This window comes from Burkholderia sp. Bp9015 (assembly GCF_003853505.1).
GTDB lineage: Bacteria > Pseudomonadota > Gammaproteobacteria > Burkholderiales > Burkholderiaceae > Burkholderia.
On the sequence record NZ_QTPZ01000014.1, the window covers coordinates 31,247 to 43,755 of the forward strand.

The 12,509-nt window shown below is 71.7% G+C and carries 6 protein-coding genes; 4 read left to right on the forward strand and 2 right to left on the reverse strand.

Annotated features, from left to right (window positions below):
• Positions 1-37 precede the first annotated feature (37 nt).
• Genes recC through arfB form a run of 4 tightly spaced genes read left to right on the forward strand, consistent with a single transcriptional unit; the run spans position 38 to position 9,781 of the window.
• The gene (recC, locus tag DIE12_RS16725; RefSeq protein ID WP_124487528.1) at positions 38-3,376 is read left to right on the forward strand and encodes an exodeoxyribonuclease V subunit gamma; all 3,339 of its coding nucleotides are present in this window, start codon (positions 38-40) and stop codon (positions 3,374-3,376) included.
• Positions 3,373-7,077: an exodeoxyribonuclease V subunit beta gene (gene recB, locus DIE12_RS16730; RefSeq protein ID WP_124487529.1), complete on the forward strand. Its 3,705-nt coding sequence runs from the start codon at positions 3,373-3,375 to the stop codon at positions 7,075-7,077. Before recC ends, recB begins: the two co-directional genes overlap by 4 nt.
• Positions 7,074-9,380: an AAA family ATPase gene (locus DIE12_RS16735; RefSeq protein WP_124487530.1), complete on the forward strand. Its 2,307-nt coding sequence runs from the start codon at positions 7,074-7,076 to the stop codon at positions 9,378-9,380. The genes recB and DIE12_RS16735 overlap by 4 nt, the downstream gene beginning before the upstream one ends.
• Positions 9,377-9,781 carry an alternative ribosome rescue aminoacyl-tRNA hydrolase ArfB gene (arfB, locus tag DIE12_RS16740; RefSeq protein WP_124487531.1) on the forward strand — a complete coding sequence of 135 codons (405 nt, stop codon included), beginning with the start codon at positions 9,377-9,379 and terminating at the stop codon, positions 9,779-9,781. Before DIE12_RS16735 ends, arfB begins: the two co-directional genes overlap by 4 nt.
• Before the next feature lie 43 nt (positions 9,782-9,824).
• Here the strand turns inward: arfB and DIE12_RS16745 are convergent, their stop codons facing one another.
• Positions 9,825-11,105, reverse strand: coding sequence for an EAL domain-containing protein (locus DIE12_RS16745; RefSeq protein WP_124487532.1), 1,281 nt, complete (start codon positions 11,103-11,105; stop codon positions 9,825-9,827).
• A 458-nt stretch (positions 11,106-11,563) separates the two neighbouring features.
• On the reverse strand, positions 11,564-12,490 hold the full coding sequence (locus DIE12_RS16755) for a DMT family transporter (RefSeq protein ID WP_124487533.1): 927 nt from the start codon (positions 12,488-12,490) through the stop codon (positions 11,564-11,566).
• Positions 12,491-12,509: the final 19 nt, after the last annotated feature.

A 12,509-nucleotide genomic window follows, 5' to 3' on the forward strand; every position in this document is an offset into this window, starting at 1 on the left:
CCCGGCCCGTCCGGTGCGAGGCTCCGACACCCGCTTCATGCTCCATCTCTTCTATTCGAACCGTCACGAGACGCTGGCCGACGCGCTGCTCGACGACCTGGCCGCGTTCCCGGCCCGCAACGGCCCGTGGGCGCCGCAGCAGGTCATCGTGCCGAGCGCGGCGCTGCGCCGCCGTCTGGAACTCGACATCGCCGCGCGCCACGGCGTGTGCGCGAACGTCGAGTTCACGTATCTCGCGCAATGGCTGTGGGCACAGATCGGCCGCGTGCTGACGGTGCCGGCACGCTCGCCGTTCGCACCCGATCGCCTCGTGTGGCGCTGCTACCGGCTGTTCGCGCAGGGCGCGGGCGGCGCGCCGTGGCTCGCGTCGCCGCGGCTGGCCGCGTATCTGTCCGCGTCCGACGATGCAATGCGCTACGAGCTCGCGCAGCGCGTCGCGGCCGTGCTCGATCATTACCTGACTTACCGGCCCGAATGGCTGGCCGCATGGCAGGCCGGCGAATCGGTGCTCGCGGGCGACGCCGCGCCGCGCGGGATCAGCGACGCCGCACGCGACGACGAGCGCTGGCAAGCCGCATTGTGGCGCGCGCTGCTCGCGGAGCTGAGCGACAGCGGCACGCCGCCCGCGCATCGCTTCCTGGTGGAGGCGCGCAACCTCGATCCCGAAACCGTCCCGCGTGCCGACTGGCCGGAATCGGTCAGCGTGTTCGCGCTGCCGACGATGCCGCCGCTGCACGTCGCGCTGCTGCGCGAGCTGTCGCGCTGGATCGACGTGCGCGTCTATGCGCTCAACCCGTGCCGCGAATTCTGGTTCGACATCGTCACCGCCGCGCATGCCGAGGCGCTCGACGCGGCCGGCCGGCTCGACTACCAGGAAGTCGGCCATCCGCTGCTCGCCGAGTGGGGCCGGCAGACGCAGGCGCAGCTACACATGTTGCACGAACTGACTGAAAGCGCCGCGTCGGGCGATGCGTCGCGTTTCGTCGGGAATCCCGCGCCGACCTGGCTTGCGCGCGTACAGAACGCGATCCTCGACCTGCAGCCGGAGGCCGCGCTCGGCGAAGCGCCGGTCGAGCGCGGGATCGAGGTGCACGTGTGCCACAGCCTCGCGCGCCAGCTCGAGGTGCTGCACGACCGCCTGCTCGCGTGGTTCGATGCGGACGCGACGCTGCAGCCGTCCGACGTGCTGGTGGCGGTCGCGGATCTCGCGGCGGCCGGGCCGCTGATCGATGCCGTGTTCGGCACGGCGGGCGCCGGCGGCGCGCGCGTGCCTTACCGGATCACCGGCCTGCCGCCATCGCAGGCGAACCCGGTCGCGCGCGTGCTGCTCGAATGGCTCGCGTTGCCGGAACGGCAGGTCGGCGCGCCGGAGCTGGTCGAATGGCTGCGCGTCGACGCGGTGGCGGCCCGTTACGGCATCGACGCGGCCGCGCTCGAGACGGTGCAGACCTGGCTCGCGGCCGCCGGCGCGCGGCGCGGGCTGTCGCCGACGGCGAGCGACGATGCGGCGGTGCCGGCGCCGCGCCATACGTTTTCCGATGCGCTCGCGCGGCTGTTCCTCGGCTATGCGATGCCCGAAGGCGCGGCACCGGTCGGCGCGTGGCTGCCGATCGAGGCGGCAACCGGCAGCGAGGCCGAACTGCTCGGCCGGCTCGCGCGCTTCACGGACGATCTCGACGGCTTCTCGCGACGGCTTGCCGACGCACACACGCCGCGCGCATGGAGCGAACTGTTCGCCGACACGCTCGCACGGTTCTTCGACTCCGGCGCCGCGTATGCCGATGCGCTCTCGGGCGTGCGCGACGCGCTCGACGCGATGCTCGCCGCGATGACGGAAGGTGCGCCCGACGAGGCGTTGCCCGCGGCCGTCGTGCGCGCGGGGCTGGCCGCCGCGCTCGACGATCCGGCGCGCGGCGGGGTGCCGTGGGGCGGCGTCACGTTCTCGTCGCTGACGAGCTTGCGCGGGCTGCCGTACCGCGTCGTGTGCCTGCTCGGGATGGACGACGGCGTGCTGCCGAGCCTCGCCCGCGCGGACGAGTTCGACCTGATGGCCGTGTTGCCGAAGCTCGGCGACCGGCAGCGCCGCGACGACGAGCGCAACCTGTTCCTCGACCTGCTGCTCGCCGCGCGCGACCGGCTGCTGATTGCCTATACGGGGCGCAGCATTCGCGACAACGCGCCGTTGCCGCCCGCGGCGCTCGTCGACGAACTGCTCGACCATCTCGCGCTCGTCACGGCCGGCGACGACGCCGCGCCGGACGCGGTCGATGCCGCGCGGCGCGCGTTCATCGTCGAACATCCGCTGCAACCGTTCGCGGCCGAGTATTTCCGGCCCGGCAGCGAACTGGCTTCGTACGACGCCGAGCGCGCGACACTCGCGTCGCTGCTGGCAGCCGAAGCCGCGCGCGACGCGACGCGCGAGCAGCCGTTTTTCGCGCAGCCGCTGCCGGCCGAGCCGGTCGAGCCCGTCGCGTTCAGCGAATTCGAACGTTTCTGGCGGCATCCGGCCCGCGCGCTGCTGCGTGCGCGGCTCGGCATCGTGCTGTCCGACGCGCAGGCCGAACTGCTCGACACGGAGCCGTTCGCACTCGACTTCGCGGGCAGCGACGCGCTCGCCGAGCGCGTGCTGCCGCTGTTGATCGAATCGGACGAAGGGGGCGTGCACGATCATGCGCTGCGCATCGCGGACGCCAGCCCGGAACTGCCGGGCGGCGCGACGGGCGCGGTGTGGCGCGACCAGGCGCTCGGCTCGATGACGCAGCTTGCGTCGAACGTGCGGCGTGCGCTGGCCGACGGCATGGAACGGCGGCCGTTCGCGCTCGCGATCGCGCCCGCATGGCCCGACACCGACCAGGCGCTGTTCGGCGCCGACGACGCGATGCTGTCGCGCGATGCGGTGAGTGCACCGCTCGAGCTGCACGGCACGCTGAACCGGCTGACGCCGGCCGGCCAGATCATCTATCGCTATGCACGGCCGAGCGCGCGCGACTACCTGTCCGCGTGGCTCGCGCATCTCGTCTATTGCGCGGTGGATCCCGGCGGTCCGCGCCGCACGCTGTGGTTCGGCAGCGGCGGCGCCTTCGAGCTCACGCCGGTCGCGGCGCCGCTCGAGCGCCTCGCGCCGCTGGCCGCGCTGTTTCGCGCGGGGCGGCGCATGCCGCTGCGCTTCTTCCCGCGCAGCGCATGGGCGTGCGTGTCCGACGGCGAGGCGAAGGCCGCGAGCGTATGGATCAACGAGCGGGTGGTGAGCGAAGCCGACGATCCGGCCATCGCGATCGCATGGCGCGGCGCGCATCCATCGCTCGACGAGCCGTTCGGCACGCTCGCGCGGCTCGTGTTCGAGCCGATGCTGGAACACCTGAAGGAGGTCGCATGAGCGCCGCATCCCAGCCGCAGGCGGCGCTCGAGCTCGACGTGTTCGCGTGCCCGCTCGACGGCGTCAACCAGATCGAGGCGTCGGCCGGTACCGGCAAGACCTGGAACATTTGCGCGCTTTACGTGCGCCTGTTGCTGGAGAAGGATCTCGGCGCGGACGAAATCCTCGTCGTGACCTTCACGAAGGCGGCGACGGCCGAATTGCACGAACGGATCCGCGGCCGGCTGGCGCAGCTCGCCCATGTGCTCGATACCGGTGACGACGGCGGCGACCCGTTCGTCGCGCGCCTGCTCGAGACGACGCTCGGCGCAGCCGGCGCGCTCGACCCCGAGACTGCCGCGAAGCGGATCCGGCGTGCGCTGCGCGCATTCGACCAGGCGGCGATCCACACGATCCACGCGTTCTGCCAGCGTGCGCTGCAGGAAGCGCCGTTCGCGGCCGCGATGCCGTTCGCGTTCGACATGCAGGCCGACGACGCGGCGCTGCGCTTCGAGCTTGCGGCCGACTTCTGGCGCACGCGCGTCGAACCGCTGGCCGCACGCTGGCCGGGCTTCGCGACGTGGCTCGTCGATTCGGGCGCGGGCCCGGCCGCGCTCGACGCGCAGCTCGCGCGCCGGCTGAAGAAGCCGCTCGCCGCGCTGCGCTGGGACGGCGTCGACGAACCGGACGAATCGGCTGAGGCCGCTGCCGCCGAGTGCTTTGCGGAAGCCGCGCGGATGTGGGCCGCCGAGCGCGACGCGATCGACGTGTTGCTGCGCACCGCGCAGCCCGCGCTCAACCAGCGTTCGCACAAGCCCGACGCGCTCGCCGATGCGCTCGCAGCATGGTCCGCGCATTTCGCGCAGGGCAATGCCGCGGCCGCGCTGCCGAAGGCGGCGCTCAAGCTCACGCGCACCGCGCTCGTGAAGGCGACGAAAAAGGGCGGCGCAACGCCCGAGCATGCGTTCTTCGACGTCGCCGATGCGCTCGAAGCGGCGGTGGCCGCGGCCGAGGCCGCGCAGCGCGCGCGCTGGCTCGCGCTGATCGCCGACTGGCTCGACACCGCGCCGGGCGCGCTGGCCGAACGCAAGCGCACGCGCCGCGTCGTGTCGTTCGACGACCTGCTCGCGAACCTGTATCACGCGTTGCATGCGCATCCGTGGCTCGCCGAGACGCTGCGCGCGCGCTATCCGGCCGCGCTGATCGACGAATTCCAGGATACCGACCCGCTGCAGTTCGCGATCTTCGACCGGATCTTCGCGCCGGGCGGCCCACTCTTTCTCGTCGGCGATCCGAAGCAGGCCATCTACAGCTTCCGTGCGGCGGATCTGCACACGTATCTCGCCGCGCGAGCCAGCGCGAGCGCGTGCTACACGCTCGCGGTCAACCAGCGCTCGACGCCGGCGATCGTCGATGCGTGCAACCGCTTCTTCATGTCGAACCCGCGCGCGTTCGTGCTCGACGGGCTCGACTATTACGCGGTGCGAGCCGGCACGCGCGTGCGTGCACCGTTCGTCGACGGCACCGATCCAGGCCCGGCCGGCGATTTCCGGATCTGGGCGCTGCCGGGCGGCGACGGCACGCTGCTCAAGCGCGACGCACAGGCACAGGCCGCGCAGGCGTGCGCGGCCGAGATTGCCCGGCTGATGCGCGGCGCGCGCGAAGGGCACGTGCGGCTCGGGCGTACGCCGCTGTCGCCGGGCGACGTCGCGGTGCTGGTGCAGACGCACCGGCAGGGCAGCCTCGTGAAGCGCATGCTCGCGACGTGGGGCATCGGCAGCGTCGAGCTCGCGCAGGCGTCGGTGTTTTCGACCGGCGACGCGGAGCAGCTCGAGCGCGTGCTGGCGGCGATCGATGCGCCGGGCGACCTGCGGCGCCTGCGCGCGGCGCTGGCGGCCGACTGGTTCGGCCTCGATGCGGGTGCGCTGTGGCGAATGGAGCAGGGCGACGGCGACGCGTCGCGCGAAGCTGGCGACAGTGCGGACGCGATGAGCTGGGTCGAGCGCTTCTCGCGCTATCGGCTGCTGTGGCGCGAACGCGGCTTCGCGGTGATGTGGCGCACGTTCACGCGCGAGTTGCGGATCGCCGAGCGGCTGATGGCCGGCGCGGACGGCGAACGCCGCGTGACCGACATCAACCATCTGGCCGAGCTGACGCAGGCGCGCGCGTCCGCGCAGCCGGGCATCGCGCCGACGCTGCGCTGGCTCGCCGCGCAACGGCTCGACGGCGGCGGCGAGGAAGCCCAGTTGCGTCTCGAATCCGATCGCAACCTCGTGCAGATCGTGACCGTGCACAAGTCGAAGGGCCTCGAATACGCGGTCGTGTTCTGTCCGTTCCTGAACGACGGCGGGCTGCGCGAGCCGCCCGCGTCGGCGCTGCCCGACGCCCGCGAGTATCACGACGACGCGGGCGACGCCGTGCTGCATTACGGGTGCGACGACGAAGCCGCCGAGCATGCCGCACGCCAGGCGCTGCGCGAACAGGCGGCCGAACGCGCGCGGCTCGTCTACGTGGCGCTCACGCGCGCGGTCTATCGGTGCTATCTCGTCGCCGGGCCTTATCTGTCGTCGCGCTCGACCCGCGAGGCGAGGCGCAGCGTGCTGAACTGGCTCGTGGCCGGCGCCGGCCAGTCGTTCGACGCGTGGCTCGACGAGCCGCCCGACGAAGCGGCGCTCGACGCGGCGTGGCAAGCACTCGCGAGCGGGCCCGTGAGCGTTGCACCGTTGCCGGTGCCGGCGCGTCGCGAGCGGCTCGCGGCCGGGCACGATGCATCGCAGACGCTCGCGGCACGTCATGCGACGCGCGTGTTGCGCGACGCGTGGCGGATGGCGAGCTTCAGTTCGCTGACCGCGTCGATGGCACGCGAGGAAGCAGGCGTCGCGCTCGTGCCGGACGACGAGCTGCGGCCCGATCACGATGCGCTTGCCGCCGTGGCGCCGGACGGCGCGTTCGTCGTGGCCGACACGGCTGCGGTCGAGCCGCCGGACGATGACATCCTCGTGTTTCCGCGCGGTGCGGCAGCGGGCGAATGCCTGCACCGCCTGTTCGAACTCAGCCGGTTCACCGAGCCCGATTCGTGGCACCGGGCGGCGCTCGGCGCGCTGCACGACCGGCCGGTCGAGGCCGAGCCCGAACTCGCGACGCGCCTGCCGGCGATGATGGCGCGGCTCGTCGGCGACGTCGTGCGCACGGAGCTCGTGCCGGGCATGCGGCTTGCGGATCTCGATCCCGCCAGGCGGCTCGACGAAATGGGTTTTCTGTTCCCGGCGCCGTCGCTCGAGCTGGGCGCGCTGCGCCGGTTGCTGGTCGCGCACGGCTATCCGGACGTTGCGCTGGACGCGGGCATGCTCGCCGGTTTCATCAAGGGTTTCATCGACATGATCGTCGAACACGACGGCCGCTTCTGGATCGTCGACTGGAAGTCGAACCACCTCGGCAATACGCCGGATGCCTATGGTCCGCGCGCGCTCGACGTCGCGATGGCCGATCACGCGTATCACCTGCAGGCACTGCTCTATACGGTCGCGCTGCATCGCTATCTGCGCGGGCGGCTGCCCGACTACGACTACGACACGCACATGGCGGGCTACCTGTACCTGTTCGTGCGCGGCGTGCGGCCCGGCTGGCGCAGCGGCGGCGAACCGGCCGGCGTGCATGCGCGGCGGCCCGCGCGCGAACTCGTCGATGCGCTCGACCGGATGATGGAAGGGGGCCGCGCATGAACGTCACCGACGATACGCTCGAATTCACCGGTGGCCTCGTCGCGCGCCTGCCCGAGCCCGCGGATTTCGGCATCGCGCTCGCGGAAGGGTTCGCGCGGCGCATCGGCGACCTGTCGCGCCGCGCGGGTGCGCCGGCCGCGGCCGCGCGCTGGGCGGCACGCGCCGCGTTCGCGACGAGCCGGGCGACCGCGGGCGGTCACGTGTGCGTGTCGCTCGGCGCGCTCGCGCAGCGCTACGAGGAACCGGTCGACGACGTGCGCGCCGCGCTTGCCGCGAGCGGCGTGGTGGCGTTCGGCACGCTCGCGCGCGGCGACGAGCGGCCGCTGATCGTCGACCGGCTCGACCATCTGTATCTGTCGCGCTATTTCGACTACGAACGTCGGCTCGCCGATGCGCTCGTCGCGCAGGCCGGCATCGCCGCGCCGGGCGACGCGCTGTCGCCGGACCGGTTGCGCGACAGTCTCGCGCGTTACTTCGGGCCCGCGACGGGCGACGTGGACTGGCAGCGCGTCGCGGCGATCGTTGCGCTGACGGGACGCGTGACGATCGTCAGCGGCGGCCCCGGCACCGGCAAGACGACGACCGTCGTCGGCGTGCTGGCGTGCCTGCTCGACGCGCATCCGGGCTTGCGCATCGCGCTGGCGGCACCGACCGGCAAGGCCGCGCAGCGGATGCAGGAAGCGCTGCACGGGCGGGCGGGCGACCTGCCGCCGGAACTTGCCGCGCGCCTGCCGGACACGTCCTACACGCTGCACCGCCTGCTGGGTGGCGGCGGCGCGGCGGGCTTCCGCCATCATCGCGACAATCCGTTGCCGTACGACCTGATCGTGGTCGACGAGGCGTCGATGATCGACGTCGCGCTCGCCGCGCATCTGCTCGATGCGCTCGCGCCCGGCGCACGGCTCGTGTTGCTCGGCGACAAGGACCAGCTTGCCGCGGTCGAAGCAGGCGCCGTGTTCGCCGAACTCAGCGCCCGGCCGACGTTTACCGCCACGGCGCGCACGCGCATCGCGGACGCGCTCGGGGTCGACGAGGCGGCGTTCGTCGCGGCGTTGCCGGTGCCGGACGGCGAGGCGGCGGGGGCGGCCGGGGCGGTTGCCGCGCCAATTCCAGCGCCGGCATCCGTTCCGTTACCGGCTGCTCCCGCGCGCAAGGCGTCGGCGCGGCGGAACGTGGATACGCGCCAGGCGTCGCTGTTCGACGACGAGCCGCAGGCTGAAGCGGTTTCGCCGGCCGATGCCGCGCCACCCGCGGCTTCGTTGCCGCCTGCGGCGCTTGCGCCGACCGACACCGATCGCACCTCGGCCGCCGTCGATCCTGCATGGATCGAGGCCGGCGAGCTCGCGTGGCTCGACGCGGTCGAGCTCACGCCGTTCGATCCGGCCGCTGCGGGCGATTCGGCATGGGCGTCGACCGTTGCAACGCGCGCCGCGGACGGCGTTGCCGCCGCGTCCCCCGCACCCGCACCGCTCGCGGACTGCGTCGTGTGGCTCGAACGCAATTACCGCTTCGGTCTCGATTCGGCGATCGGCCGCCTGTCGCTCGCGATCCGTCGCGGCGACGTGCAGGGCGCGCTCGACGCGTTGCCGACGGACGAGGCCGCGGCCGCGTCGTTTCATGACGATGCGGGCGACACGCTTGCGGCGTCGACCGTCGAGCGGCTCGCGCGCCGGTTCGGCGCCTACCGCGATGCCTTGCGCGCCGCGTTGTCCGCGCCGGTGCCCGACCCGTTGCCGTTGTTCGATGCGCTCAACCGCTTCCGGATCCTGTGCGCGACGCGCACGGGCTCGCGCGGCGCCGAGCACGTCAATGCGCTGGTGGCCACGCATGTGCGGCATGCCGCACGCGTGCCGCTCGCGGTCGGCGCACACTGGTTCACCGGGCGGCCGATCATGGTGACGCGCAACGACTATGCGCTCGGGCTGTTCAACGGTGACATCGGCATCGCGCTGCCGGACGCGCACGGCGTGCTGCGCGTGTGGTTCCGCCGCGCGGACGGCTCCGCGCGCGCCGTGTCGCCTGCAGCGCTGCCGCCGCACGAAACGGCGTTCGCGCTGACCGTCCACAAATCGCAAGGCTCCGAATTCGACGAGGCCGCGCTCGTGCTGCCGGCGTCGTTCAGCCGCGTGCTCACGCGCGAACTCGTCTATACGGCCGTCACGCGCGCGCGTACGCGCGTGCAGGTGATCGGCCCGCGGCGTGTGCTGGCGCAGGCGGTCGCGACGCGCACGCAACGCGATTCGGGCCTCGCGGCCCGCGTCGACGAGGCACTCGCGCGGCGCCGCAAGGAGACGACGCGATGATGATCCGCTATACGCTCGATCCGGCCGAAGTCGAATGGACCGCCGTGCGCGCGCAGGGCGCGGGCGGCCAGAACGTCAACAAGGTATCGAGCGCGATTCACCTGCGCTTCGACATCCGCGCGTCGTCGCTGCCGCCCGTCATCAAGGAGCGGCTGCTCGCGCTGTCCGACCAGCGCATCACGCGCGACGGCATCGTCGTGATCAAGTCGCAGGAATACCGCACCCAGGAGAAAAACCGCGAGGCAGCGCTCGCGCGGCTCGATGCATTGATCGGCAGCGTCGCGCTCACGCCGCGCGCGCGTGTGGCGACACGGCCGACGCGTGCATCGAAGGAGCGGCGGCTCGAACACAAGTCGCGCCGCAGCGTGGTGAAATCCGGAAGAGGGAAGGTGATCGACTGACGGAAGATCGGCCCGGCCGGCATGGCGAGCGCCGCCGCGCCCGTCAGCGCATCACGGTGCCCGCGCTGTCGAGCACGAAGTCGACGCAGAACACGACGAGGCGGCTTTGCGCGCGAATCGCGACGGCCGCCGTGTAGCAGTCGCGGCCTTCGGTCAGCGAGAAGTGCGGGCCCATCAGCGCGACGCGCCCCGGCGCCGCGATCGCTCGCTGGAAGTACGGGCGCCGCGACCAGTTGCTGTGCGTCTCCGGGAACAGCGGTGCGAGCCGCGTGCCGCTCGCCTGGCCATCCTCGGGGCGCGCGCCGATCGACGGCAGGAACTGTTCGCCGATCTCGTCCGTGACGAACACGCGGCGCGCGGCCGGCACCGCGAATACGCGCTGCGCGGCGTCCTGCAGGTTGCCGCTCGCGGAAAAGGCAGCCGCGCCGGTGAGCACGAGCCGCTCGATCGCATCGAAACCCGGTTGCTCGGCGATCGCCGGCGTATGCCGGTGCGCGATGAAGCGTTGCCACGCGGCGTCGAGCATCGCGGGCGCCGCGGCGCTCGCGTGCGCGATCGACGCATCGGGCTGGCCGAACTGGAAGCCCTGGACGAAATCGATATCGGCTTCCATCAGCGTCTGCAGCGCGTCGTCGCTTTCGACACCCTCCGCGAGCACCATCGCGCCGGCCTGGTGGAGCATCGATACCAGGTGATGCATGATGCGGCGATCGTCGGCCGACGCGTTCGCGCGCTCGACGAGCGAGCGATCGAGCTTGACGATATCGGGTCGCGCGCGCCACACGCGGTCGAAATTCGAGAATCCGGTGCCGAAATCGTCGATCGCGATCAGGAAGTCGCGATGCTGGATCATGTCGATCGTGCGGGCGAGCGCGGCTTCGTCGCGCGACGGCTGCTCGACGACTTCCAGCACGATGCGGTTCGGCGGCAGCGCGAAATGACGGCACAGCGCCTCGACGAATTCGCGCTGCACGAGGCCCGAATCGAGCACGCGTGGCGTCACGTTCAGGAACAGCCAGCCGTCGCCGATGCCCTGCGCGACGAAGTTGGCCGTATGCAGGCAGCGGGCGAGCCGGTCGAGCAGCAGCGCGTCGGCAGCAGCGCGCGTCTTGTCGAACAGCGCGACAGGCGAAGCCAGCGTACCGTTCTCGTCCACGACGCGCAGCAGCGCTTCATAGCCGACCACGCGCTTGTGCGTGATCGACAGCACGGGTTGGAACACGCTGCGCAGCGTCGTGTCGCGATACGTGGCGATCCAGCCGCTGGGCGTCGGTGTCAGGCGTTCGAGCAGGGAATCGAGCGAGAGGTCGCGGGCGGGCTTCATGTCAACGATGCCCTGGGGCGATCGGGGGGCGGTATCGTGCGCGCCACGCAGAAGCCGTCGCACGCGCAGGTGGACGCGAAAGAACGTGGTGCATCGTGACCGCCTTCTGCGGATGAGTGCTATGAGTGTAACGGGAATGGCGCGGCGCGCGTATCAGGGTAACTCCAGACGCAAACGCTACACCGTCGCGTGGACCGGGCTGTCAGCCCGCAAGCGCGACACGCAAGGGCCGCCGGTCGTGCACGCGGCGACAGCGCCGCGTGTGCCGCGTGCATTGCGTGCGAAGAAGGCCGGCGGATCAGGAAAACGGAAAAACGGACAAGCCATGCGGCTGCATCGGCATCAGATGCAAAACGACCTGCGCCGTCGCGCTCCGGTCCATGCGCGGCGCTCGACGAACGGTGGCCGGCGCGTCGCGGGAAACCTGCAACCGGCAGGGTGCGGGCCCTGCGCGTCGCTCAGGTCGCTTCGCCGCCGCGCGGGCCCAATCCGGGAATCCGCTTGATCACGCCGGTCGCAAGCGCGGTGCCGACGAGCACGATCGCGCAGCCTTCGATCATCACGACCGACACATGTTCGCCGAGGAACAGCGCGCCCCACAGCAGGCCGAACACCGGGATCACGAACGTCACCGTAATCGCGCGCGCCGGGCCGACATGCGCAATCAGGTAGAAGAAGATGAAATACGCGATGCCCGTGCAGGCGATGCCGAGCGCGAGCACGGCGCCCCACGCATGCGCGCTGACGGCAGCCGCGGGCCAGGTCGCGATCGCGAACGGCAGCAGCAGCACGGTCGAGCCGATCATGCTGCCGGTCGCGTTGACGAGCGGATCGACGCCGCTGAGCGTGCGCTTCGTGTAGTTGGCCGCGATGCCGTACAGCAGCGTCGCGCCGAGCGCGGCGGCGGCAGCCAGCGCGGTGGCGCTGGCGCCGGTGCTGCCGTTTGCGTTGGCGACCTGGTCCCACACGAGCGTGAGCACGCCGGCAAAGCCGATCACGAGGCCGAGTGCGCGCGGCAGCGACAGCTTGTCCTTCAGCCAGAGGTAGGCGACGAGCGCGCCCCACAGCGGCGTCGTCGCGTTGATCACCGACGTCACGCCGGCCGACAGCGTCAGTTCGGCGAACGCGAACAGGCAGAACGGGATGCCCGAGTTCAGCGCGCCGACGACGAACAACGGCCATGCGCGACGGCGCAGCTGCGCGCCGAGCTCGGCGGGCTTGAAGCGCGTCAGCGCGAAGCCGGTGAGAAACAGCGCGCCGATACCCACGCGCAGCGCCATCAGCGGCGCGACACCGAAGTCGGCGACGCCGACCCGGATGAACAGGAACGACGCGCCCCACAGGGCGGCGAGGACGGTCAGCAGAAAGGCGTTCTTGGGCGACATCGAGCGTGGCGGGCGAGGG

Bases quoted from the DNA above. Each gene is read 5' to 3' on its own strand.
- recB (WP_124487529.1), top strand. From the start codon at position 3,373: ATGAGCGCCGCATCCCAGCCGCAGGCGGCGCTCGAGCTCGACGTGTTC.
- arfB (WP_124487531.1), top strand. From the start codon at position 9,377: ATGATGATCCGCTATACGCTCGATCCGGCCGAAGTCGAATGGACCGCC.
- DIE12_RS16755 (WP_124487533.1), bottom strand. From the start codon at position 12,490: ATGTCGCCCAAGAACGCCTTTCTGCTGACCGTCCTCGCCGCCCTGTGG.
- DIE12_RS16745 (WP_124487532.1), bottom strand. From the start codon at position 11,105: ATGAAGCCCGCCCGCGACCTCTCGCTCGATTCCCTGCTCGAACGCCTG.
- recC (WP_124487528.1), top strand. From the start codon at position 38: ATGCTCCATCTCTTCTATTCGAACCGTCACGAGACGCTGGCCGACGCG.
- DIE12_RS16735 (WP_124487530.1), top strand. From the start codon at position 7,074: ATGAACGTCACCGACGATACGCTCGAATTCACCGGTGGCCTCGTCGCG.